Here is a 23,750-nt window from a genome sequence, read left to right on the forward strand (position 1 = left end):
CGGCCGCCGGGAGCAGTCTTTCCGCAGCTCAGGACGGGTGTCGTGGTGGTCCGGGCGGGCGGCGCGGCGCCCGGCGCCGTACCCCGGCGGGACCTCCCGGCCGTGGAACCGCCGTCCCGGCATGTGAGACCGGCGCCTCGTGCATCGAGAACGGTCTGATAACGTGCTATGCGTGCTGCGCGGGCTGCTTCTCCTTAGCCGCCGCGACGAGGGCCTGTAGAAGGCCGGCTCCCTCGTCGCGGTGCGAGCCATGCGTGTCGGCCGCGACAGTCTTCGAGCCGAGGAGCACGAGCCAGATGTATCCGCAGCAGCCCAGCCCCATGCCGTTCCAGCGCTACCGCCCTTATCGGCCGGTCCGGCTGACCGACCGCACGTGGCCGGACAACGTCATCACCAAGGCGCCCCGGTGGTGCGCGGTGGACCTGCGTGACGGCAACCAGGCGCTGATCGACCCGATGGACCCCCACCGCAAGCTCAAGATGTTCGAGCTGCTGGTACGGCTGGGCTTCAAGGAGATCGAGGTGGGCTTCCCGGCCGCCTCGCAGACCGACTTCGACTTCGTCCGCCAGATCATCGAAGAGGACCGGATCCCCGGGGACGTCGTGATCCAGGTCCTGACCCAGGCCCGGCCCGAGCTGATCGAGCGGACCTTCGAGGCGATCCAGGGCGCGAAGTCCGCCATCGTGCACCTGTACAACTCGACCTCCACGCTGCAGCGCCGGGTCGTCTTCGGCCAGGACCGCGAGGGCATCACCGCGATCGCCGTCGAGGGCGCCAAGCTCTGCAAGAAGCTGGCCGACGCCTCCGACGTGGACGTGCACTTCCAGTACTCGCCGGAGTCCTTCACCGGCACCGAGCTGGAGTACGCCGTGGAGGTCTGCGACGCCGTCAACGAGGTCTGGCAGCCGACCCCGGAGCGCAAGGTCATCATCAACCTGCCCGCCACGGTCGAGATGGCCACGCCCAACGTCTACGCCGACCAGATCGAGTGGATGCACCGCAACCTGGCCCACCGCGACTCGATCATCTTGTCCCTGCACCCGCACAACGACCGCGGCACGGCCGTCGCAGCCGCCGAGCTGGGCTACATGGCCGGGGCCGACCGGATCGAGGGCTGCCTGTTCGGCAACGGCGAGCGCACCGGCAACGTCTGCCTGGTCACGCTGGGCATGAACCTCTTCTCCCAGGGGGTCGACCCGGAGATCGACTTCTCCGACATCGACGAGGTCCGCCGCGTCGTCGAGTACTGCAACCAGCTGCCGGTCCACCCGCGCCACCCGTGGGGCGGCGAGCTGGTCTACACGGCCTTCTCCGGCTCCCACCAGGACGCGATCAAGAAGGGCTTCGAGCACCTGGAGCGCGACGCGGCCGAGGCGGGCGTGCCGGTGGACGGGTTCACCTGGGAGGTGCCGTACCTGCCGATCGACCCCAAGGACATCGGCCGCACCTACGAGGCCGTGATCCGGGTCAACAGCCAGTCCGGCAAGGGCGGCGTCGCCTACATCATGAAGGCCGACCACCACCTGGACCTGCCGCGCCGGCTGCAGATCGAGTTCTCCCGCGTCATCCAGGCCCGCACCGACGCCGAGGGCGGCGAGATCACCCCGGCCGCGATGTGGGAGGCCTTCACCGACGAGTACCTGCCGAACCCGGCCAGCCCGTGGGGCCGTCTGGGCCTGCTGGCCCACCGGCACTCCTCCACCGGCGACGGCGAGGACGCCATCGGCGCCGACCTGCGCGTCGAGGGGGAGATCCGCGAGGTCTCCGGCACCGGCAACGGCCCCATCTCCGCCTTCTGCGACGCCCTGGCCAGCGTCGGCGTCCAGGTCCGGGTTCTCGACTACGCCGAGCACGCGATGAGCGCCGGGAGCGACGCCAAGGCCGCCTCCTACGTCGAGTGCCAGGTCGGCGACCAGGTCCTGTGGGGGGTCGGCATCGACGGCAACACCACCACCGCGGCCCTGAAGGCGATCATCTCCGCCGTCAACCGCGCCGCCCGCTGACCCTCCGGCGCCTCTGCCGACCCGTTCCCTCTTCCCGGCCGCGCTCCCGCGAACCTCGCGGGAGCGCGGCCGAGCCGTCTCCGGGATCCGAGGCGTCCGGGCCCGCCCGGTCCGGGGCGGGTTCCCGGACCGGGGCCGGGGTCAGGCGGGCAGGCCCAGCAGGGCGGCGTGGCAGCGCATGGTGTGCTCGAAGGCCGGGGCCGGATCGAGGATCACACCGTTGAACTGGCCGAACAGCTCGAAGTTGACCCAGCCGAACAGGCCGGTCCAGGCGGCCAGGGCGCGGGCTACCACCTCGTCGGGGACGTCGGGCATGACCTCGCGCACCCGCGCCGCGTCCCGGCCGAACGACGCGGGGACGGGCGGGCAGACGCCCGGCGGGTCCAGCACTCCGGCGCGGTGGGCGTCGGAGAGGATGCGCCCGTAGACCACGGTGTCGCGCACGGCGGCGGACACGGTGTCCATCGGGGCCTTGTACCCGGGCACCGGTGAGCCGTACAGCAGGGCGTACTCGTGCGGGTGCGCCAGCGCCCAGTCACGCACGGCGTGGCAGACCGCCAGCCACCGGCCGGTGTGGTCGGTGCGCGGGCAGGCCGCGTCGGCCTCCTCCACGGCCTCGCCGATCGCGTTGTAGCCGTCGATGATCAGCGCGGTGAGCAGGTCGTCCCGCGAGGGGAAGTAGCGGTAGATCGCCGAGGAGACCATGCCCATCTCCCTGGCCACCGCGCGCAGCGAGAGGCCCGCGGCGCCTTCGACGGCCAGCTGCCTGCGGGCGATGTCGGTGATCTCGCGGGTCAGCTCGGCCCGGACCCGTTCCCGTGCTGTACGGCCTGCGTTCATGCGACGACCGTACCAGAGCGATGGATGAAAGTGAGAGCACTGCTCTTGACGATTGCCGCTCCAATGGGAGAGCATTGCTCTCGCAACGGAACGACAATCCGTAAAGGATGCCCGTATGCCGGCGCTGCCTGCCGGACCGGTGCACGTCTTCGCCGTCAACGCCGCCCTGCGGCTCGTCCGGAACCAGTGAGAGGAAGATCGACATGGGTAAGCACGTCGTCGTCGGGGCCGGGCAGGTCGGCTCCCACGTCGCCCGGCTGCTGGCCGGGCAGGACCACGAGGTCGTCCTCGTCAGCCGCTCCGGCTCCGGCCCCGACCTGCCGGGGATCCGCAGGGAGTCCGCCGACGCGGCCGACCGGGAGCGGCTGACCGGCCTGGCCGCGGGGGCCGAGGCGATCTACAACTGCGCCAACCCGCCCTACCACCGCTGGGCGCAGGACTGGCCGCCGATGGCCGCGTCGATGCTGTCCGCCGCCGAGGCCACCGGCGCCGGCTACGTCATCCTCGGCAACCTCTACGTCTACGCCGCCCCCGACCGGCCGATGAAGGAGAGCGACCCGCTCGCCCCGCCCAGCGCCAAGGGCGCGATCCGGGTCCGCATGTGGCGGGAGGCGCTGGCCGCGCACGAGGCCGGGCGGGTCCGGGTGACCGAGGTGCGCGGCTCGGACTACTTCGGTCCCGGCTGCCGGGACCAGTCGCACCTGGGCGAGCGCTTCGTCCCCCGGCTGCTGGCCGGGAAGACCGTCCGCCACATCGGCGACCCCGACCGGCCGCACAGCTGGACCTACGTGCCGGACGTGGCCCGGGCCCTGGTGGCCGCCGCGGCCGACGACCGGTCGTGGGGCCGGGCCTGGCACGTGCCGACGAACCCGGCGTCGACCTACCGCGAGCTGGCCGGGCGGCTCTGCGCGCTGGCGGGCGTGCCGCGCCCGGAGGTCAGGGCCATGCCCCACTGGCTGCTGCGCACCGCGGGCGCCTTCTCACCCGTGCTCGGCGAGCTGGAGGAGCTGCGCTACCAGTTCACGCGGCCCTTCGTGCTCGACTCCACCGACTTCCAGCGGACCTTCGGCCTGGCCCCCACCCCGATGGACGAGGCGCTGACCGCCACGATCGCCTGGTGGCGCGAGCACCGGGCCGCCGCGGCGTGATCCGTACGGCCGGCCGAGGACGCCGGGGCCCGGTGGACCGGACCCCGGCGGGTCGGCGCTCAGGCCCGGATCGGCCGGGCCTGAGGAACCGTCACGGGTACAGGCCCCGCAGGCGGTGGGCCTCGGCGACGCGGCCGACGCCGATGAGGTGGGCCGCCTGCCGCAGGGTGACGCCCTGGGAGGCCGCCGTCTCCGCGACGGCGTCGTAGGACTGCTCCATCAGGTCGCGCAGCTTCATGTCGACCTCGGCCGCGCTCCAGGAGTGGGCCTGCAGGTTCTGCACCCACTCCAGATAGGAGACGATCACCCCGCCCGCGTTGGCCAGGATGTCCGGGACCACCGTGACCCCCGCGTCGGCCAGGATCCGGTCCGCCTCGGGCGTGGTGGGGCCGTTGGCCCCCTCCACGACCAGGCGGGCCCTGACCCGGGAGGCGTTCTCCTCGTTGATCACGCCTTCCAGCGCCGCGGGGACGAGGATGTCGACGTCCAGCTCCAGCAGCTCGGCGTGGGTCAGCGCGTCGGCGCGGCGGTAGCCGTACACGCCGCCGGTCTCGGCCACCCAGGCGCGCAGGTCGTCGACGTCGAGGCCGGAGGTGTTCACCACCGCGCCCGTGACGTCGGAGACCGCCACCACGCGGCAGCCGGCGTCGGCCAGGTAGCGGGCGGCCGGTGCGCCGACCTTGCCGAAGCCCTGGACCGCGACGGTGCGGCCCTCGGGCGAGCCCGGCAGGGCCTTCAGCGCGGCGATCTGCACACCGCGGGAGGTGGAGCCCGCCCGGCCCAGGGAGCCGCCGAGGGTCATCGGCTTGCCGGTCACCACGCCGGGCACGGAGTAGCCCGCGTTCACCGAGTAGGTGTCCATGATCCAGGCCATGGTCTGCTCGTCGGTGCCGACGTCGGGGGCCGGGATGTCCCGCTCCGGGCCGATGATCGGCAGGATCTCGTTGACGTAGCGGCGGGTGACCCGCTCCAGCTCGCGCGTGGTCAGCGAGGCCGGGTCCACGGCGACGCCGCCCTTGGCGCCGCCGTACGGGATGCCGACCAGCGCGCACTTCCAGGTCATCCACATGGCCAGCGCGGTGACCTCGTGGATGTCGGTCGACGGGTGGAAGCGGATGCCGCCCTTGGCGGGACCGCGGGTGATGTTGTGCTGGACCCGGAAGCCCTGCACGACGTCCATCCGCCCGTCCTCGCGGCGCACGGGCACCGCCACGGTCAGTGAGCGGCGGGGCGTGGCGAGCATGGTGCGCAGGCCGTCGTCCAGGCCGAGCCGGTCGGCGGCCTGGTCGAGCTGGAAGAGCGCGGAGTCGAGGGCCTGGCGGCCCGGGCTGAGCAGGGACGTGGTTGCCGGCGTCGTTGACGGCACCGTGATCGACATGAAGGGAGTCCTCCATACGGCGGGCAGGGCGCCGTTGCCCTGCCCGGGGTTGTTGTTGTGATCAGCGTAGTCACGGAGTGTCACCGCGCGAAGTCGGCCGTGTTGCGTTCTCGTGGCCGGCCGGTGTGCGATGGGTCACGTGCGCCGATCCGCTGTTACCGATCCAACCGTTTGGGCAGTGGGAGCGGAACACGCCGATATGGCAGGCTTTTCATAGGAGATCCGCCATTGTGTAGTGGCTGAGGGGACGAACGTGCCAGAACTCGTGGTGGGGCCGCTGCTGCGCTACGTGGACGAGGTCAGAGCCTCCATCTGGGTGGAGACCAGCGAGCCCTGCGAGGTGACGGTCGAGGCAGGGCGGGCAGGGGGGAGCGCGCGGACGTTCACCGTGCACGGCCACCACTACGCCGTCGTGGACGTGGCGGGCGGCGGCGCCTACGAGGTCCGCCTCGACGGCGAGCGCGTCTGGCCGATCCCCGGCCAGCCGCCCAGCCGCATCCGGCTGCTCGGGCCCGCCGGCCCCCGGAAGGTGATGTTCGGCTCCTGCCGGACCAGCGTGCCGCACGACGCGCTGCACACGATCTCGCACGGGGTGGACGTGCTGCGCTCCTACGGCCTGCGCCTGAAGGAGGCGGCCGAGGAGGACTGGCCCGACCTGCTGCTCCTGCTCGGCGACCAGGTCTACGCCGACGAGCCGTCCGCCGAGATGCTGGACTTCATCGCCGCCCGCCGGGACGGCGAGCCGAAGAAGGAGATCGCCGACTTCGAGGAGTACGCCGAGCTGTACCGGGTCGCCTGGACCGAACCGGAGATCCGCTGGCTGCTCTCGACCGTGCCCAGCGCGATGATCTTCGACGACCACGACCTGCGTGACGACTGGAACACCTCGGCGGACTGGCGCGCGAAGATGGCCGAGGTGGAGTGGTGGCCGCGCCGGGTGGTCGCGGGCCTGGGCGCCTACTGGATCTACCAGCACCTGGGCAACCTGTCACCCGCCGAGCGCGACGCCGACGGACTGCTCGGCAAGCTGTGCGCGGCGGAGGGCGACGGGGGCGAGATCCTCGACGCCTTCGCCGAGCACGCCGACGCCGTTCCCGCGGACAGCAGGTGGAGCTACGCCCGCGACCTGGGCGCCACCCGGCTGATCATGCTGGACACCCGCTGCTCCCGCCGGCTCACCCCCGGGGACCGGCGCATGATCGACCCGGTCGAGTGGGAGTGGCTCACCGAGCAGTTGGAGCGGGACGGGGCCGAGCGCCTCGTGATCGGCTCGTCGATCCCGTTCCTGCTCCCGGCGGGCATCCACCACGTGCAGACCTGGAACGAGGTCCTGGCGCAGGGCGCGTGGGGCAAGGGGGTCGCCCGCCTGTCGGAGCTGCTGCGCCAGGGGATCGACCTGGAGCACTGGTCGGCCTTCCGGCGCTCCTTCGAGGACCTGGCCCGGCTCCTGGTGAGGACGGGAAAGCCGGTGATCATCCTCTCCGGGGACGTGCACTACTCCTACGCGGCCAAGGTCCGGCGGCACCCGATCCACCAGCTCGTCTGCTCGCCGATCCGCAACCCGCTCAGCCGTACGCTCCGCCTGGCCAACATCGTCGCCCAGTTCGGCGTCGCGACCCTGATCGGCGGCGGGCTCGCCCGCCTGGCGCGGGTGCCCCGGCCCCCGATCCGGTGGCGGATCACCGACGGGCCGTGGTTCTCCAACGCGATCGCCACGCTCACCCTGGACGAGGCGCCCTCGGCGCGCTGGGACACCGCCACCACCGTCGGCGGCGTCACCGAGATGGCCGAGGTGCGGCTCACGGTCTGAGAGCTCACGGTCTGAGAGCTCACGGCCTGAGGGCCGCCCGCGCGGGGCGCGGGCGGCCCGGAGGAGTCAGCCGGCGAGGTCCTCCAGCGCGCCGGCCAGCTGCTCGACGGCCCACAGGAGGTCCTCTTCGGAGATGACGATCGGCGGGGCGAGGCGGATGGTGGAGCCGTGGGTGTCCTTGGCCAGGACGCCCCGGCGCATCAGCGCCTCGGAGATCTCCCGGCCGGTGCCCAGGGAGGGGTCGATGTCCACGCCCGCCCACAGGCCCCGCCCGCGTACGGCCACCACGCCCCGGCCGGCCAGGCGCCCCAGCCGCTCGTGCAGGACGGCGCCCAGCTCCTTGGCCCGCGCCTGGTACTCCCCGGTGTTCAGCAGGTCGATGACCGCGCACGCCACCGCGCAGGCGAGCGGGTTGCCGCCGAAGGTCGAGCCGTGCTGCCCCGGCCTGATCACGCCGAGGACGCCGGCGTCGGCCGCGATGGCCGAGACCGGGACGACGCCGCCGCCCAGCGCCTTGCCCAGCACGTAGACGTCGGGGACGACGCCCTCGTGGTCGCAGGCGAAGGTCTCACCGGTACGGCCGAGCCCGGACTGGATCTCGTCGGCGATCATCAGCACGTTGTTCTCGGTGCAGAGCTCGCGGACCTGCGTGAGGTAGCCGTCCGGGGGCACGAGCACGCCGGCCTCGCCCTGGATGGGCTCCAGCAGCACCGCGACGGTGTTGTCGTCGATGGCCTCGCGGATCGCCTCCGCCGAGCCGTACTTCACGATCTTGAAGCCGGGGGTGTAGGGGCCGTAGCCGCCGCGGGCGTCGGGGTCGGTGGAGAAGCTGACGATCGTCGTGGTGCGGCCGTGGAAGTTGTCCTCCATGACGATGATGTTCGCCTGGTCGGCGGCGACGCCCTTGACCTCGTAGCCCCACTTGCGGGCCGTCTTGACGGCGGTCTCCACGGCCTCGGCGCCGGTGTTCATCGGCAGGACCATGTCCTTGCCGGTGAGGTCGCCCAGGCCGGCGGCGAAGGCGGCGAACTGGTCGTGGAAGAAGGCGCGGCTGGTCAGGGTGAGCCTGTCGAGCTGGTCCCGCGCCGCCTGGATGATCTTCGGGTTGCCGTGGCCGAAGTTCAGGGAGGAGTAGCCGGACAGGCAGTCCAGGAACCGCCGCCCCTCGACGTCGGTCACCCAGGCGCCCTGCGCCTCGCGGATCACGACCGGGAGCGGGTGGTAGTTGTGCGCGCTGCGGCGCTCGCTGAGCTCGATGAGCTCGGCCGTGCTGGTCATCGGCGTGTCACCGTCTTCCTGGTTCGCTCTTGTGCGGCATGCGCGTTCATCCCCGGATCTCGAGCGTGCAGCACTTCGGGCCGCCACCGGCCTTGCGGAGCTCGGACATGTCGACCGGGACGACCTTGAAGCCCTCGTGCTCGAGCGTACGCCGCAGGCCGGCCGCCTCCGCGTTGACCACCACGTGCGTGCCGTCGCTGACGGCGTTGAGCCCCAGCACGACCGCGTCGTCCTCGTCGGCGATGACGGCGTGGGGGAAGAGCCGGCGCAGCACCTCCTGGCTTCCCGGAGAGAAGGCCCCGGGGAAGTACGCCACGTTGTGCCCGTTCAGCGGGAAGAGCGCGGTGTCCAGGTGGTAGAAACGCGGGTCGACCAGCCGCAGGGTGACGACCGGGCGGCCGAGGAACTCCTGGGCCTCGGAGTGCGCGGTGATGTCGGTGCGGAAGCCGGTCCCGGCGAGGATGACGTGGTCGAGGGTGAGGAAGTCGCCCTCGCCCTCGTTGGTGAAGGAGGCCTCGCGCACCCGGTCGTACCCGTTGCGGACGAACCACTCCAGGTAGGCCGGGCCCTCGGCCGCGCGCTCGGGGTGCTTGAACCGCGCGCCGTACACCCGGCCGCCGACGACCAGCGCGCCGTTGGCGGCGAAGACCATGTCCGGCAACCCCTCCACCGGATCGATCAGGCTGACCCGGTGCCCGAGGCCCTCGTAGACGCTCCGGAGCTCCTCCCACTGCCGGATCGCGAGGTCGCGGTCGGCCCCCGCCGAGGGGTCCATCCACGGATTGATCGCGTACTCGACGGCGAAGTGCTCGGGCCGGCACATGAGGAAGTGCTTCGTCGTGCTCTGCCCGCTCTCCGCGCCGGGCCACGGCGCGGTGGAGGCGGCGGGAGAGGCGGCGCCCGGGTGGATCTCCTGGCCGGGCGTCTCGGTGGTCATGCTGCTGGCGGTGATGGCGCACCTCTCATAGAGGACGTCGGGTCGCGGACGGCAACAGACTAGAAACGGCGTTCACGCAGGCCAAGACGCCTGTCATGCGCGTATGCGCGGCTTTCTTGCGTCCTTCCGGACAGCGGCGGGGATTCGTTGCGCGGGGCCGCCGGAGAGGCCGGAGGGGGTCACAGCGGAGCCAACGAGGGTGAGTCGATCAGCCGGGAGAGCACGATGGAGCTCTTGGTCCGCACCACGAACGGCTCCGCGGCGATGCGCTCGATCACCCGCTCCACGTGCCGCACGTCGGTCGCCCGGATGTGCAGCAGCGCGTCGGCCTCACCGGTGATCGTGCACGCGGAGACCACCTCCGGATGCCGGGCCACGGCCACCCCGATCTCCGCCGGCGAGGTCTTCCCCGCGCAGAACAGCTCGACGTACGCCTCGGTGGTCCAGCCGAGCGCCGCGGGCTCCACCCGCGCGGTGAACCCGGTGATCGCCCCCGTCTCGCGCAGCCGGTCCACCCGCCGTTTCACCGCCGACGCCGACAGGCCGACCCGCTGCCCGATCTCGGCGTAGGTGGCACGGGCGTCCTCGACGAGCGCCCCGATGATGTCGCGATCCAGCCGGTCCAACTCCACGCTGTTTTGTAACACAGCCCGCGGGAGGGACGTGCCGGGCCCCCGCGGCGCGGGCCGGTGACACGGCGAAGGGCCGCGACGCGGCGTCGCGGCCCTTCTTCGGGATCCCGCCCGTACGGCGGGCGGGGAAGCCCGGCCGGAGGCGGGCGGGATCAGGCCGGCTCGGCCTCGCCGGTCGCCTGCTCCAGGGCCTCCTCCGGGGAGGTCTCCAGGTCGTCGCTCTCCTGGGCCCTGGCGGCCGACGCCTTGTCCAGCCGGACCCAGCTCGTCACGCTCTCCACGGCGAACATCACGCCCAGGTAGGCGGTGAGCACGGCCAGCACCCAGGTCAGCACGTCCAGCGCGGCGCCCGCCCCGACCAGCAGGACCCGCAGCTCCCAGCCCAGTCCGGCGCGGAACACCCAGTCGGGCGGCCAGATGCCCTGGCGCGTCCGGTAGACCGTGTCGTAGGTGTGGTAGCCGATCACGTAGAGCAGGACGAAGACCAGCCACTTGGGCGCGCCGACGGCCAGGCCGGCCAGGATGATGACCAGGAACTCGGTGCCCCGGATCAGCGGCGGGACCAGCCAGTCGAGCTTGCCCAGGTGGTCGCGGGCCGCGGTGGGCAGCACCAGCACCACCATGACGAGCGACGGGACGGCCAGGATCGGGCCGGAGCCCCGCGTCCCGATCATCGCCAGGACGACGACGGCCAGCAGCGCCACGAGGGCGGCCGGAACCGGGGGCAGGCCCGGGCCGACGGCCCGGCGGAGCGCGGTGACCAGCGGGCCGTCGTCGCGGTAGGCGAGCAGGCGCGCGGTCTGGACGCGCAGGCGCTCCTCGTAGGGGTCCGGAGCGGGGGTGGCCTGCGGCTGGGTGATCATGCGAGCGACCTCAACAGACGTCCGGTGAGCGAGTAGGCGGCCCCGACGGAGCCCCAGATGATGAGCGTGAGGAAGGTGATCCGGGCGTCGAAGAGGGCGCCGGTGATCGCGATGGCGGCGAAGCGCTCGCCGATCGGGAACACGACCATCTTGCGGACCCAGTACACGGCCCGGAACTTGCCGGCCTTGCTCCACATCTTCAGCAGGTTGCGGATCCCGCTGCTGCGGGCGGCCCTGCGCTGCTCCAGCGCGGTGCGGAGCGGGGTGTCGGAGACGACCGAGAGCGGGATGGACGGCAGCGGGGACGGGGGCCTGCGCCGGTTGGCCGCGCCGAAGGAGAAGTCCAGCAGATGCCGGATGGACTGCAGGGCCAGCGCGACCAGGGCCAGCGTCCAGACGTCGCCGACGCCGGAGACGGCCGCGCCGACCGCGAGCCCGGCGAAGACCACGTACTCCTTGAACCGGTCGAAGGTGGCGTCCAGCCAGGCGCCGAGCACGCCGAACTTGCGGGCGTACCGGGCGACCTGCCCGTCGACGCAGTCGAAGACGAACGCGAAGTAGATCAGGAGCCCGCCGGCGACCATCCCGAGGCGCTCACCGGTCGCGAAGCACGCCGCGGAGGCCACGCCCAGGGCGATCGAGATCAGCGTGACCTGGTTGGGCGTCAGCCCGCGCCGGGCCGCCCAGCGGGCGATGAAGCGCGAGTAGGTGCTGACGAAGAACGTGGTGAAGAAGCCGTCGGCGCCCTTGACCGCGTTGTCCAGCCGGGCCCGGTCCTCGTTGAAGGCCGCCATCTCCGCGGGGAACTGCTCGGCCTCGGCCGGCGTGGTGACCCGGCGGTAGAACAGGTCGCGGCGGCCGCGGATGCCGACCGAGACGCCGCGCCGCACCAGGCCCAGCACCAGCAGCTGGACCAGGTCGTCATCGGGACCGAACAGGTGGGCCATGCCGGCCAGCTCGCGGGCCGCCTCGGCCAGCGCCGGCGCGTTCTTGAGGTGCACGTGCAGCGGGCCGAGCAGGACCGAGTTGGGCCGGGTCACCGCGTGGTAGGCCGAGCCGACCGAGATCACACGCGACTTGGAGGCGCGCACCCGGACCGGGAGGCCCTCCAGGGTGCGGTCGCCGATCTCCGGCTGGGCCTCCTCGATGGGGACGTCCGGGACGATGGCGTCGCCGTTCTCGTCCTCCTCCCGGGGCTCCTTGGTGATCAGCGCGAGCGCGCCGCGCTTGGACTTGGTGATCTGGTAGAGCAGCTCGTCGTGGACCAGCGAGTCGGCCGGGAGGATGAGCAGGTTCTCCGTGGCCTGCTCGGCCGCCTCGGCCACGGCGCGCAGGTCGCCGGCCAGGTCGGAGGTCTCGACGAGCGTGCCCGGGAACCCCTGGTAGGCCGCGGCGTCGCCGGTGCGGGCGATCGTCACCGGCGCGGGGTCGAGCGAGGCGAGCTGGCCGTGCAGCTTGCCGATCACCGTGGGGGAGCCGGGGAGCGCGGTCAGCGTCAGCGCGGCGGGCGGCGTCGACTGGCCGGGGGCGGCATCGGGGCCGGGCGGTGAGCCCAGCAGGACCACGCGGGGCATGGCACCCTTTCGTGCGGGGGTGAGGTGGAACCGGGTCGAACGTGGCGGGAAAGTTCGCCAGAGGCCAAAGTTTAGTGAGTTCCGAGTGAACAACATGCACCCGTGACCCATCCGTGCCGGATGATCGTCGCTGAAACCTTGCCGGGCGGCTCGTCCCCTTAGACTGAACAAGTGAGTCTGTACCGTGACGAGGGCGTCGTGCTGCGCACCCACAAGCTGGGGGAAGCCGACCGGATCATCACGGTCCTCACCAAGCGGACCGGCAAGATCCGGGGCGTGGCCAAGGGCGTGCGGCGCACCACCTCGCGGTTCGGGGCCCGGCTGGAGCCGTTCACCCACGTGGACCTCCAGCTGCACACCGGCCGCACCCTGGACGTGATCACCCAGGTGGAGACCATCCGCCCGTACGGCGAGGCGCTCATCTCCGACTACCCGCGCTACACGGCCGGCAGCGCGATGCTGGAGACGGCCGACCGGCTGATCATGGGGGAGAAGGAGCCCGCGCTCCGCCAGTTCCTGCTGCTCGTCGGCGGGCTACGGGCCCTGTCGGAGGGGGAGCACGAGGCGCGGCTGGTGCTCGACGCCTACTTCCTGCGCTCGCTGGCCGTGGCCGGCTACGCGCCCGCGCTGACCGCGTGCGCCCGGTGCCAGGGCGTAGCCGTACGGGCCTTCGCCATCGTCGCGGGCGGCGCGGTGTGCGGCAACTGCCGCCCGGCCGGCGCCGCCGTGCCCGCGGGGGAGACCATGGCCCTGATGAGCGCCCTGCTGCGGGGGGACTGGCCGGTGGCGGACGCCTCCGAGGCCCGGCACCGCGCCGAGTGCAGCGGCCTGGTCGCCGCCTATCTGCAGTGGCACCTGGAACACGGCATACGCTCTCTGCGACACGTAGAAAGGGAGCCCGCACCGTGAACGTCCGTCCCCCCGCCCCCCACCCCTCCGGCGCCGTCCCCCCGCCGATCCCGCGCGACCTCGTCCCCCGGCACGTCGCGATCGTGATGGACGGCAACGGCCGGTGGGCCAAGCAGCGCGGGCTGCCGCGGACCGAGGGCCACAAGGCGGGCGAGGCCTCGCTCTTCGACGTGATCGAGGGCGCGCTCGAGCTGGGCATCCCGTACCTGTCGGCCTACGCCTTCTCCACCGAGAACTGGAAGCGCTCCCCCGACGAGGTCCGCTTCCTGATGGGGTTCAACCGCGACGTCATCCGCCGCCGCCGCGACCAGCTGCACGCCATGGGCGTGCGGGTCCGCTGGGCGGGCCGCCCCGGGCGGCTGTGGAAGAGCGTCATCTCCGAGCTGCAGGACGCCGAGGAGATGACCCGGCACAACTCCACGCTGACCCTGCAGTTCTGCGTCAACTACGGCGGCCGCGCCGAGATCGTGGACGCCGCGCTCAAGCTGGCCGCCGACATCGCCGCCGGCCGGGTCAAGCCGGGCCGGGTGAAGGAGGAGACCTTCGCCCGCTATCTGGACGAGCCGGAGATCCCGGACGTGGACCTGTTCGTGCGCTCCTCCGGCGAGCAGCGCACCTCCAACTTCCTGCTCTGGCAGTCGGCCTACGCCGAGATGGTCTTCCTCAACCGGCTCTGGCCCGACTTCGACCGCCGCGACCTGTGGGAGGCGTGCGAGGTCTACGCCAAGCGCGACCGCAGGTACGGCGGGGCGGTCCCCAACGAGGTCGCCCGGCCCCCGCGCGGCTGAGCCGTCCGCACCGGAAGGGTCCGCCCGCGGCGCTCAGGCGCGGCGGCGGGCCCGGTAGGCCGCCACGTGCATGCGGTTGCCGCAGGTGCGGCTGTCGCAGTAGACCCGGGAGCGGTTGCGGGACTCGTCGACGAAGACGCGTTCGCAGTCGGGGGCCGAGCAGGTGCGCAGGCGCTCCCACTCGCCCTCGACCAGCAGGTGGGCCAGGGCCACGCCGAGGTCGGCCGCCAGGTGCTCGCCCAGGCAGGCGCCCGGGGCGAAGTAGTGGACGTGCAGGGCATGGCCGTCGTGCTCGGTCAGCCGCGGGGTGATGCGGGTCTCGCTCAGCAGCGTGTTGAGCCGGATGACCGCGGTGGCCTGGTCGGGGGCGGTGAAGACCCGGTGGAAGGCCTCGCGGAGGGCGCGGACCTGGCCCAGGTCGCCGGCGCCGAGCTCGCCGACGCCGCTGATCTGCCAGCGCTCCACGAACTCCGTGAGCGCCTCCAGGGAGTCCAGCCGGTCCTCGCCCCCGGTGGCGGGCGAGGTGTTGACCAGGTCGACGGCGGTGGCGAGCGAGTGCACCATGTCATGTCCGAATGGCATGTCGGCTCCTCTGGACGGGGTTCGGCACGGTCACGCGTACGGCGGTCTGCGGAAGACTATCCTCCCGTGCCGCCGCCCGCGGGGCCCGCGCCGTGCGCCCGCCGTACCGGCCGCCCTCGTGCCGGCCCGCCGGCCGGCCCCGTCAGGCGGACCTGGCGGCCGAGCAGGCCGAGCAGGTGCCGAAGACCTCGAGGGTGTGCGTGACGTCGGTGAACCCGTGCTCGGCCCCCACGGCCTCGGCCCAGCGCTCCACCGCCGGACCGGCGACCTCCACCGTGCGCCCGCAGCGGCGGCAGACCAGGTGGTGGTGGTGGTCGCCGCTGGCGCACGCCCGGTAGACCGACTCGCCGTCGTCGGTGCGCAGCACGTCGACGTGGCCGTTGTCGGCCAGCGTCTGCAGCGCCCGGTAGACCGTGGTCAGCCCGATCTTGGCGCCTCCCGCGCGCATCTCGGCGTAGACGTCCTGCGCGCTGCGGAAGCCCTCGCTCCGGCGGAGGACGTCGTGTACGGCATCGCGCCTGTTGCTGCTCATGGACGGGACTCCTGTGGTCGGCTTCGGCGTACGAATCTACCGAGCCCGAGGGCCAGGGCGAACCCTCCCAGCGCGACGAGCACGATCAGGGCGCCCGGCGGCGCGTCGACGTAGAAGGACGTGGTCAGCCCGCCCACCGTGGAGACCAGCCCGAAGGCCATGGCGAGCAGCATCGTGCTCCGGAAGCCCCGGGTGAGCTGCTGGCCGGTCGCCACCGGGACCACCATCAGGGCGCTGACCAGCAGCAACCCGACCACCCGCATGGCGATGACCACGGTCAGCGCGGCGATGACGGCGATCAGCAGGCTGAGGAACCTGACCGGCAGCCCGGAGGCCCTGGCGACCTCCTCGTCCTGGCAGAGGACGAAGAGCTCGCGGCCGAAGACCGCCACGACGCCGAGCACGGCCACCGCGAGCACGCCGATCACCCACACGTCCTGGAGCGTGACGGTGCTGATCGAACCGAACAGGTAGGACGTGAGGGTGGCGTTGCTGCCGCCGGGGGCGAGCGAGATGAGCAGCACGCCTCCGGCGATGCCGCCGTAGAACAGCAGGGCCAGCGCCACGTCGCCGCTGGTCCTGCCGCGTGCGCGGACCAGTTCGATGGCCACGGCGCCGAGCACCGCGACGACCACGGCGGTGAGCACCGGGGCGGTGCCGGTGAGGAAGCCGAGCGCCACGCCGGTCAGCGCGACGTGCCCGATGCCGTCGCCGAGCAGGGCCAGGCGGCGCTGCACGATGAAGGTGCCGACGGCCGGGGCGGTCAGGCCGATGAGCAGCGCCGCGATCAGGGCGCGCTGCATGAAGTCGAAGCCGAGGAGCTCGATCACCGCGGCGCTCCCGGGCGGACGGGGGCCGGGCGGCCCGATCGGCGGTCGGTCACGGTGTGGGCCTCCAGTCCAGGGGGAGGGCGCTCGCGGGCTCCTCGGGGGCGTGCGGGTGCACGTGGTCGTGACCGGGCAGCGCGTGCGTGCCGACCGCGTGCGGCGGCGGGCCGTCGTGGCAGAGGAAGCCGTCGCGGACGACCACCGCCCGGGTGATCAGCGGCTCCAGCGGGCCGAGCTCGTGGGCGACCAGCACGACCGTCCTGCCGCCGGCCACGAGGTGGGCGAGGGTGTCGGCGAGCATCTGCTGGCTGGCCGCGTCCACGCCGGCCGTGGGCTCGTCCATGACGAAGGTGTCGGGCTCGCCGGCCAGGGCGCGGGCGATCAGCACCCGCTGCTGCTGCCCGCCGGACAGCGCCTGGACCGGGTCGCCGGCCCGGTCGGCCAGGCCGACCGCCTCCAGCGCGCGGGTGGTCGCGGCCGAGTCGGCCGCGCTGGTCGGCCGGAACCGGCGCTGCCGGGCGATCCGGCCGGAGGCGACGACCTCGCGGATCGTGGACGGCACGCCGCCGCCCACCGAGAGCCGCTGGGGCACGTAGCCGATCCGCCACCAGTCGCGGAAGCGGGCGGGCGGGCGGCCGTACAGGAGGGTGGAGCCCCCGGAGAGGGGGACGAGGCCGAGCAGGGCGCGGACGAGGGTGGACTTGCCCGACCCGTTCGGGCCGAGGACCGCCACCACCTCACCGGCGTGGACGGTCAGGTCGATCCCGCGCAGCACCGGCCGCCGGTCCAGGGTGACCTGGCCGCCGCGCATGGTGAACGCTTCTTCTCTGTCTGTCACCTGGTCACCTGGTGCCTTCACGGGATGGTGCCGTCACGAGCAGCCGAGCGCCGCTCTGAGTGTCGTGAGGTTCTGCCGCATGGCGGACATGTAGTCCCCCTGCTCCGGCCGGCTCTCGATCGGGTCGAGGACCGCCGTCTTGGCGCCGACCTCCTGGGCGAGAACCTCGGCGACCTTCGGGCTGACAAGGGTCTCGGTGAAAATGGTAGTCACTTTTTCCCGTTTGGCGATTTCGACCACCTCGGCCAGGCGCGCGGGGGAGGGCTCGCTGTCCGGGTCGACGCTGATGCCGACCTGGGTGAGCTTGTAGCGGTCGGCGAGGTAGCCGAAGGCCTCATGGCCGGTGACGAGGGAGCGCGAGGAGCACTTCGCCAGCCCCTCGGCCAGCTCGCCGTCGAGGGCGGTGAGGGCGGCGGCCGTCTCGGCGGCGCGCTCGCGGTAGCCGGCGGCGTGGGCCGGGTCGGCGACGGCCAGCCGCCCGCCGAGCGCGGTCGCGACGGAGGCGAAGCGGCTCGGGTCGAGCCAGAGGTGCGGGTCGTAGGAGACGTCGGAGGCGCTGTGGGTGTGCCCCTCCTCGCCGTGCCCCTCCTCGCCGTGCCCTTCTTCGCCGTGCTCCTCCTCGGCGGGCAGGGCGAGGACCTTGACCACGTCGGCGGCGTCGAAGTTCCGGTCCGCGGCGTGCTGCCCGACCGCCTCGTCCACGGCGGGCTGCACGCCCCTGATGTAGACCACCAGGGAGGTCCGCTCCATCCCGGCCACCTGGGCCGGGGTCAGCTCCAGGTCGTGCGGCTCGACGCCCGGCTCGGTCAGGGCGGTGACGGAGACGTCGGGCCCGCCCACCTGCCCGGCCAGCCACTCCAGGGGGTACAGGGCCGCGGTGACCTCGGTGCGGCCGTCCGCCGCGCTGCCCGAGGCGGCGTTCCCCGCCCCGCAGGCGGCGGTGGCGGTGAGGGCGGCGATCCCGGTGAGCAGGCCTGCCACCCGCATGCGGATACGTGGGGAGGAGTCGGACATCATGTCCGCCAGTATGCGTGTAAATGAAAACGGTTGTCAAAATCTGTACCGTGGCCGCCCACAGGGACACCGCAGGCCCGGTACGGCACGGCCGGACCGGGGAGGGGCGGGACGCAGTGCCGCGGTGATGCCGCCGGGGCGGGGCGCGGGGGCGCGGCGGCGCCGGCGAGGTGGGAGAACGGCGGTGGCGCCGAAGGGGCGGGGTGCGGCGGTGGCGCCGCCGGGTTCAGAAGGCGCCGAAGCGGTCGGCGGCCAGCAGGAGCAGGAAGGTGAGCAGGGCGATCCGGAGGACGCGGGCCCCGGCGCCCAGGGACGGCCACGACATGTAGGCCAGCCAGCCGACGAACGCGGCCACCGGGAGCACGGCCAGGCCGCCCCAGAACGACGGCACCGCGAATCCCGCCAGGAGGAGGACCACCAGGAGCACCGGCAGGACCCAGCGCGGCAGCTGGAACAGGAAGACCAGGGGAGTGGCGCTGAGCCGTTCGGCCTTCTTCCGCAGTCCGGTGGCGCCGGGGGTGAAGAACTGCTCCCCGGGCGGGAGCGGGCGCCGCCGGGCCGCGCCGCCGGACGGGCGGCCGGGGGCGGGCCGCCGGGCCAGCGGGTGCGTGGGGCGGGCGGAGCCGGGACGGTCGGGACTGCGCTTGTCGGCCACGGCCCGAGCCTAACGCCGTGGTGACCGGCGCGGTACGGTCCGGCGCACCGAGGACTCCGGGGCGCGCCTCCGGCCGCCCCGCCCGGAGGCGGAGGGAGCGGAGGGAGCGGCGGGGCGGGGATCGATGGCGTGGGGAGCCGTGGTGCGGGGAGCCGTGGTGCGGGGAGCCGTGGTGCGGGGAGCCGTGGTGCGGGGAGCCGTGGTGCGGGGAGCTGCGGACCCCCGGGTTCCCCGCTTGTGATCCGGCGCCGGCCGTACGTAGACTCGCGGCGGCGGGCTCCCCCGCCGAACCTCCTCGATCGGGCGCCCACGCCGCCCGTGCTCCACGGAGGCAAAGGGGACGTACGTGCCTCGGGAGCCTGCGGGTCTCGTGCACCGACCGGTATCGCGGCGGGCCGACCGGCAGGCGTGGGCTGCGGGTGGCCGGACGCCGCGAGCGGAGTCAGCATGACCAGCAAGAAGCAGCTCAAGATCCGGATCCGGGCGCGCATGGCGAAGACCGGGGAGAGCTACACCGCCGCCCGCCGTCACGTCGTCGACCGACCCGAGCCCCGCTCCGACGGCGGCTGGACCTTCCACGGCGGGCGCGAGCCGGGCAGCGCGGCCATCGCCGCCGTGCTCGCCAACCAGGGCGCCGCGATCAGCGAACCGCTGGTCTTCCTCGCCGGGGGCGGCATCGGCGCCGGATACATCCTGTGGGAGTTCAAGCACGACGACAGCCGGCACCTGGTGCTCGGCTTCCGCAACCAGTGGCAGTACCACGACCGCTGGATGGCCAAGACCCTCGACCGGCTCGGCCTCGCCCACGCCGTGCACACCACCTCGGGGGTCAGGGGCGCGGCCGCGAGGCTCACCGGGGAGCTCGACGCGGGACGGCCCTGCATCGTGCTGCCCGACCGCTACCACGTCGGCTACTGGGGCCTGCCCGCGAGCCTGGACGGGCACGGCGGGCACCCGGTGGTCGTCTACCGGCGGGACGGCGAGGACGTGCTCGTCGACGACCGGGGAGCGGCCCCGATCAGGGTGCCGCGGGCGCGGATGGACGCCGCGCGGGCCCGGGTGCCCTCCTACAAGAACGTCATGCACGTCCTGGACCCCGCCGCCGCGGGCGGGCTCGGCGCCGAGCGGCTGGCCGCGGCGGCGCTGGAGGGGCTGCACGACGCCGCCGAGCACCTGAGCGCGTCCTCCGAGTCGTTCTCGCTGCCCGCCTGGCGCAAGTGGTCGCGGCTGCTCGTCGACCCGCGCAACGCCAAGGGCTGGCCGAGGGTCTTCGCCGACGGGCGCGGGCTGGCGGGCGCGCTGCTGTCGATGTGGGAGGGAGTGGAACCGGTCGGCGCGGACGGCGGCAACCTGCGCGACCTGTTCGCCGACGCGCTGGAGGAGGCCGGCCCGCTGCTGGGGCTCCCCCTGGCCGGTCTCGCCGGGGAGTTCCGCCGGATCCACGGCCTCTGGCACGGACTGGCCGAGGCGGCCCTCCCGCTGGAGGTCGAGGAGTTCGCCCGCATGCGCGCGCTCACCGCGCGGATCCGGGAGTCCCTGCTCGCCGAGGGCGCGGCGGCCGGCCCGCCGGACGGGGACGGCGAGGACGGTACGGCGGGCGGCGCCCCGGCGGAGAGCGGGGCCGGTCCGGCCGGCAGGGCTGACGGGGCTGATGAGGCCGGAGGGATCGACGGGACCGGGGAAGCCGACGAAGCCGTGGCCGGCGCCGCGGAACTGCGGGAGCTGCGGGCCGCGGTGGACCGGGCCTCGCCGGTCAGGGACCAGCAGGCGCTCTTCGCCGACCTGAGCGAGCGGCTCGCCGAGATCCACCGGGCGGAGACCGAGGCGGCGGCCGCCCTGCGGGACGTGCTCGGGCGGTGAAGCCCGTGAGCCCGTGAGCCCGTGAGCCCGTGAGGTGGTGGGGCCGTGAGGCGGTGAAGCCCGTGGGCCCGTGCGAGGCGGCGGGCCCGTGAGGCGGCGGGCGGGCCCGGTCCCGCGACCGGGCCCGCCCGCGGCTCTGGCATGCTGGGCGGATGCTCGCTCTCATCCGCTACTCGGTGCCGCCCGCGCGGACCGGGGAGTTCCTGGCCCAGGCGCACGACATCATCGACACGCTGGCCGCGCAGCCGGGCTACGTGCGGGGCCGCGTGACCAGGTCGGTGGACGAGCCGGAGCTGTGGGCGCTGGTCAGCGAGTGGGAGGGCGCGGGGTTCTACCGGCGTGCCCTGGGCGCGGCGCGGATGGCGATGTACCCGCTGATGACACTGATGATCAACGAGCCGAGCGCCTTCGAGGACGTCGAGCGCGCCTGACGCGCCCGGCGGCTGTGAGGCCCGGGCACGGCCCGTGTCCCGGCGGCCGGTACGGTCACCGGGCGGCGGCCGTGCCGCGCCCGGCGCGTCGAGCGGGGATCGCGGCGCGGTCCCGGCGGAGCCGCGCGGCGGCGCGGACCGGTCCGGCGGGGAATGTGCGCGCCCGTCCCTCCCGGCCTCCCCTAAGCTGGGAACTCATCAGTCGATTCCTCGCCGACCTCCAGCCGGATGGAGATACTCCCTTATGGCACGCCGTACGGACATCATGGACACCATCGTCAGCCTCTCGAAGCGACGTGGGCTCGTCTACCCCTCCAGCGAGATCTACGGAGGCCTGCGCGCGTCGTGGGACTACGGCCCACTGGGCGTGGAGCTGAAGAACAACGTCAAGCGGCAGTGGTGGACGGCCATGGTCCAGGGGCGTGAGGACGTCGTCGGCCTCGACTCCTGCGTCATCCTCGCCCCCGAGGTGTGGAAGGCCAGCGGGCACGTCGAGACCTTCAGCGACCCGCTGACCGAGTGCCAGTCGTGCCACAAGCGCTTCCGGGCCGACCACCTCGAGGAGGCGTTCGCCGAGAAGCACGGCAGGGAGCCCGGCGGCCTGTCCGACATCACCTGCCCCAACTGCGGCAACAAGGGCGCCTTCACCGAGCCCCGGCAGTTCAGCGGCCTGCTGAAGACCTTCCTCGGCCCGGTCGAGGACGAGTCCGGCCTGGCCTACCTGCGGCCGGAGACCGCGCAGGGCATCTTCATCAACTACCTCAACGTGCAGCAGTCGGCGCGCCGGAAGGTCCCGTTCGGCATCGGCCAGATCGGCAAGTCGTTCCGGAACGAGATCACCCCGGGCAACTTCATCTTCCGCACCCGCGAGTTCGAGCAGATGGAGATGGAGTTCTTCGTCAAGCCCGGCACCGACGAGGAGTGGCACCAGTACTGGATCGACGAGCGCTTCCGCTGGTACGTCGACCTGGGCATCAACAAGGACAACCTCCGGCTCTACGAGCACCCGCAGGAGAAGCTGTCCCACTACTCCAAGCGCACCGTCGACATCGAGTACCGCTTCAACTTCACCGGCAGCGAGTGGGGCGAGCTCGAGGGCATCGCCAACCGCACGGACTTCGACCTGACCGCGCACGGCAAGGCCTCCGGCACCGACCTGAGCTTCTTCGAGCAGGACACGGGCGAGCGCTACGTGCCGTACGTGATCGAGCCCGCGGCCGGTGTCGACCGCGCCACGCTGACCTTCCTCATCGACGCCTACACCGAGGACGAGGCGCCCAACGCCAAGGGCGTCATGGAGAAGCGCACGGTCCTGCGCCTCGACCACCGGCTCGCGCCGGTCAAGGTCGCGGTGCTGCCGCTGTCGCGCAACGCCGACCTGTCGCCGAAGGCCAAGGACCTGGCCGCGCAGCTGCGCCGGCGCTGGAACGTCGAGTTCGACGACGCCGGCGCCATCGGCCGCCGCTACCGCCGCCAGGACGAGATCGGCACGCCGTTCTGCGTCACCGTCGACTTCGACACCCTCGAGGACCAGGCGGTGACCATCCGCGAGCGTGACTCGATGGCCCAGGAGCGGGTCTCCCTCGACCAGGTCGAGTCCTACCTCCGCCAGCACCTCAACGACTGATCCCGCCGCGTGCGGCCTGCGGCTCCCGTCTGTCCGGCGGGAGCCGCTTCCATGTTGACCTTGTCTGATCCGGGCGGGATCCTCCTGGTCGGCACTGCGGTGCCCGATGCATGCCCGTCTTTCACGACAAGGAGCCGACGATGTTCGTCGACATGCCGCTGGACCAGTTGCGTGGTTATCTGCCTGAGCGGCCGGAGCCGTCCGACTTCGACGCCTTCTGGGACCGTACGCTCACCGAGGCCCGCAAGCACGAGCTGAACGCGGTGTTCACGCCGTACGAGAGCGGGCTGGCGGTGGCCGACGTGTACGACGTCACCTACGCCGGGTACGGCGGGCACCAGGTCAGGGGGTGGCTGCTGGTGCCGCGCGGGGCCTCGGGCCCGGTGCCGTGCGTGGTGGAGTACATCGGTTACGGCGGCGGGCGCGGCCTGCCGATCGACTGGCTGCTCTGGCCCTCGTTCGGCCGGGCGGTGTTCGTGATGGACTCGCGGGGGCAGGGCGCGGGCTGGCGGCGCGGTGACACCGCCGACCCGGAGCCGGGCACCGGTCCGCAGACGCCCGGCGTGATGACCAAGGGGATCGGCGACCCCGCCGGCTACTACTACCGGCGGCTCTACACCGACGCCGTCCGGGCGGTCGAGGCGGCCCGCTCCCACCCGGCGGTGGACGCCGGCCGGATCGCCGTGGCGGGCACGAGCCAGGGCGGCGGCACGGCGCTGGCGGTCTCCGCGCTGGTGCCGGACCTGTCCTGCGCGTTGATCAACGTGCCGTTCATGTGCCACATCCGGCACGCCGTGCAGATCACGGACGAGTACCCCTACGCGGAGCTCGCCGCCTACTGCCGGGCCTTCAAGGACCGGGTGGAGGAGGTCTTCACCACCCTGTCGTACGTCGACGGGCTCAACTTCGCGGTCCGTGCCGCCACGCCGGCGCTGTTCTCCGTCGCCCTGCGGGACGGCGTCACGCCGCCCTCGACGGTCTTCGCCGCCCACAACCATTACGCGGGGCCGAAGGAGATCAGGGTGTACCCGTTCAACGGGCACGAGGGCGGCGAGTCCGCCCACGCGATGGAGGAGGCGGCGTTCCTGCGGACGCACCTCGGTCTCTGACGGATCACTTCTGGCGGTCCGCCTCTGATGGATCCTCCGCCGGTCCGCCTCTGCGGGGCCGCCTCTGACGGATCACTTCTGAGGGAGCACTCCTGCCGGGCCGCCCTCGATGGAC

22 protein-coding genes are annotated in these 23,750 nt (G+C 72.9%); 9 read left to right on the forward strand and 13 right to left on the reverse strand.

Annotated features, from left to right (window positions below; all coding sequences use genetic code 11):
* The first annotated feature begins 296 nt into the window (after positions 1-296).
* Positions 297-2,003: a 2-isopropylmalate synthase gene (leuA, locus tag ACFOWE_RS14295; protein ID WP_377287784.1), complete on the forward strand. Its 1,707-nt coding sequence runs from the start codon at positions 297-299 to the stop codon at positions 2,001-2,003.
* Between the two features lie 141 nt (positions 2,004-2,144).
* Here the strand turns inward: leuA and ACFOWE_RS14300 are convergent, their stop codons facing one another.
* Positions 2,145-2,843 carry a TetR/AcrR family transcriptional regulator gene (locus ACFOWE_RS14300; protein WP_377287785.1) on the reverse strand — a complete coding sequence of 233 codons (699 nt, stop codon included), beginning with the start codon at positions 2,841-2,843 and terminating at the stop codon, positions 2,145-2,147.
* A gap of 203 nt (positions 2,844-3,046) precedes the next feature.
* Here ACFOWE_RS14300 and ACFOWE_RS14305 point away from each other — a divergent pair, with 203 nt between their 5' ends.
* Positions 3,047-3,991 (forward strand): NAD-dependent epimerase/dehydratase family protein, encoded by a 945-nt coding sequence (locus ACFOWE_RS14305; protein ID WP_377287786.1) that lies wholly within the window; start codon positions 3,047-3,049, stop codon positions 3,989-3,991.
* Positions 3,992-4,082: 91 nt separating this feature from the next.
* Here ACFOWE_RS14305 and ACFOWE_RS14310 read toward each other — a convergent pair whose 3' ends face one another.
* Entirely contained in the window at positions 4,083-5,453 is a 1,371-nt protein-coding gene (locus tag ACFOWE_RS14310) for a Glu/Leu/Phe/Val family dehydrogenase (protein WP_377287788.1), read from the reverse strand.
* A gap of 169 nt (positions 5,454-5,622) precedes the next feature.
* Here ACFOWE_RS14310 and ACFOWE_RS14315 point away from each other — a divergent pair, with 169 nt between their 5' ends.
* A complete protein-coding gene (locus ACFOWE_RS14315; RefSeq protein WP_377287790.1) occupies positions 5,623-7,179 on the forward strand; it encodes an alkaline phosphatase D family protein in 1,557 nt (518 codons plus the stop codon).
* 66 nt (positions 7,180-7,245) lie between these two features.
* Here the strand turns inward: ACFOWE_RS14315 and rocD are convergent, their stop codons facing one another.
* From rocD to ACFOWE_RS14340, 5 genes are all read right to left on the reverse strand, one after another.
* Complete coding sequence (rocD, locus tag ACFOWE_RS14320; protein WP_377287792.1) at positions 7,246-8,457, reverse strand: ornithine--oxo-acid transaminase; 1,212 nt, start codon at positions 8,455-8,457, stop codon at positions 7,246-7,248.
* A gap of 46 nt (positions 8,458-8,503) precedes the next feature.
* Positions 8,504-9,394: a dimethylargininase gene (gene ddaH, locus ACFOWE_RS14325; protein ID WP_377287794.1), complete on the reverse strand. Its 891-nt coding sequence runs from the start codon at positions 9,392-9,394 to the stop codon at positions 8,504-8,506.
* A gap of 179 nt (positions 9,395-9,573) precedes the next feature.
* Positions 9,574-10,026, reverse strand: coding sequence for an Lrp/AsnC family transcriptional regulator (locus ACFOWE_RS14330; protein ID WP_377287796.1), 453 nt, complete (start codon positions 10,024-10,026; stop codon positions 9,574-9,576).
* A 152-nt stretch (positions 10,027-10,178) separates the two neighbouring features.
* The gene (locus ACFOWE_RS14335) at positions 10,179-10,889 is read right to left on the reverse strand and encodes a DUF5941 domain-containing protein (protein ID WP_377287798.1); all 711 of its coding nucleotides are present in this window, start codon (positions 10,887-10,889) and stop codon (positions 10,179-10,181) included.
* Positions 10,886-12,463 carry a CDP-alcohol phosphatidyltransferase family protein gene (locus ACFOWE_RS14340; RefSeq protein ID WP_377287800.1) on the reverse strand — a complete coding sequence of 526 codons (1,578 nt, stop codon included), beginning with the start codon at positions 12,461-12,463 and terminating at the stop codon, positions 10,886-10,888. The genes ACFOWE_RS14335 and ACFOWE_RS14340 overlap by 4 nt, the downstream gene beginning before the upstream one ends.
* Before the next feature lie 171 nt (positions 12,464-12,634).
* On the opposite strand from ACFOWE_RS14340, the gene recO reads away from it, so the two are divergent.
* Together recO and ACFOWE_RS14350 are read left to right on the forward strand one after the other, a co-directional pair.
* The gene (gene recO, locus ACFOWE_RS14345) at positions 12,635-13,372 is read left to right on the forward strand and encodes a DNA repair protein RecO (RefSeq protein WP_377287802.1); all 738 of its coding nucleotides are present in this window, start codon (positions 12,635-12,637) and stop codon (positions 13,370-13,372) included.
* Entirely contained in the window at positions 13,369-14,160 is a 792-nt protein-coding gene (locus tag ACFOWE_RS14350; RefSeq protein WP_377287804.1) for an isoprenyl transferase, read from the forward strand. Before recO ends, ACFOWE_RS14350 begins: the two co-directional genes overlap by 4 nt.
* Before the next feature lie 33 nt (positions 14,161-14,193).
* On the opposite strand, the gene ACFOWE_RS14355 is transcribed toward ACFOWE_RS14350, so the two are convergent.
* The 6 genes from ACFOWE_RS14355 to ACFOWE_RS14380 all read right to left on the reverse strand — a co-directional run bounded on the left by ACFOWE_RS14355 (position 14,194) and on the right by ACFOWE_RS14380 (position 18,608).
* Positions 14,194-14,742 (reverse strand): CGNR zinc finger domain-containing protein, encoded by a 549-nt coding sequence (locus ACFOWE_RS14355; protein WP_377287806.1) that lies wholly within the window; start codon positions 14,740-14,742, stop codon positions 14,194-14,196.
* 142 nt (positions 14,743-14,884) lie between these two features.
* Positions 14,885-15,274: a Fur family transcriptional regulator gene (locus ACFOWE_RS14360; protein WP_377287808.1), complete on the reverse strand. Its 390-nt coding sequence runs from the start codon at positions 15,272-15,274 to the stop codon at positions 14,885-14,887.
* Positions 15,271-16,104, reverse strand: coding sequence for a metal ABC transporter permease (locus tag ACFOWE_RS14365; protein ID WP_377287810.1), 834 nt, complete (start codon positions 16,102-16,104; stop codon positions 15,271-15,273). Before ACFOWE_RS14365 ends, ACFOWE_RS14360 begins: the two co-directional genes overlap by 4 nt.
* Before the next feature lie 49 nt (positions 16,105-16,153).
* The gene (locus tag ACFOWE_RS14370; protein WP_377289122.1) at positions 16,154-16,912 is read right to left on the reverse strand and encodes a metal ABC transporter ATP-binding protein; all 759 of its coding nucleotides are present in this window, start codon (positions 16,910-16,912) and stop codon (positions 16,154-16,156) included.
* 60 nt (positions 16,913-16,972) lie between these two features.
* Positions 16,973-17,956 (reverse strand): metal ABC transporter substrate-binding protein, encoded by a 984-nt coding sequence (locus ACFOWE_RS14375; RefSeq protein WP_377287812.1) that lies wholly within the window; start codon positions 17,954-17,956, stop codon positions 16,973-16,975.
* 223 nt (positions 17,957-18,179) lie between these two features.
* Positions 18,180-18,608 carry a DUF6703 family protein gene (locus tag ACFOWE_RS14380; protein WP_377287814.1) on the reverse strand — a complete coding sequence of 143 codons (429 nt, stop codon included), beginning with the start codon at positions 18,606-18,608 and terminating at the stop codon, positions 18,180-18,182.
* A gap of 447 nt (positions 18,609-19,055) precedes the next feature.
* Here ACFOWE_RS14380 and ACFOWE_RS14385 point away from each other — a divergent pair, with 447 nt between their 5' ends.
* From ACFOWE_RS14385 to ACFOWE_RS14400, 4 genes are all read left to right on the forward strand, one after another.
* Complete coding sequence (locus ACFOWE_RS14385) at positions 19,056-20,468, forward strand: BtrH N-terminal domain-containing protein (RefSeq protein ID WP_377287816.1); 1,413 nt, start codon at positions 19,056-19,058, stop codon at positions 20,466-20,468.
* A gap of 152 nt (positions 20,469-20,620) precedes the next feature.
* Positions 20,621-20,899 (forward strand): antibiotic biosynthesis monooxygenase family protein, encoded by a 279-nt coding sequence (locus ACFOWE_RS14390; protein ID WP_377287818.1) that lies wholly within the window; start codon positions 20,621-20,623, stop codon positions 20,897-20,899.
* 244 nt (positions 20,900-21,143) lie between these two features.
* On the forward strand, positions 21,144-22,526 hold the full coding sequence (locus ACFOWE_RS14395) for a glycine--tRNA ligase (RefSeq protein WP_377287820.1): 1,383 nt from the start codon (positions 21,144-21,146) through the stop codon (positions 22,524-22,526).
* Positions 22,527-22,666: 140 nt separating this feature from the next.
* The gene (locus ACFOWE_RS14400) at positions 22,667-23,635 is read left to right on the forward strand and encodes an acetylxylan esterase (protein ID WP_377287822.1); all 969 of its coding nucleotides are present in this window, start codon (positions 22,667-22,669) and stop codon (positions 23,633-23,635) included.
* Positions 23,636-23,750 lie beyond the last annotated feature (115 nt).

Source organism: Planomonospora corallina (genome assembly GCF_042650625.1).
Taxonomy (GTDB): domain Bacteria; phylum Actinomycetota; class Actinomycetes; order Streptosporangiales; family Streptosporangiaceae; genus Planomonospora_B; species Planomonospora_B corallina.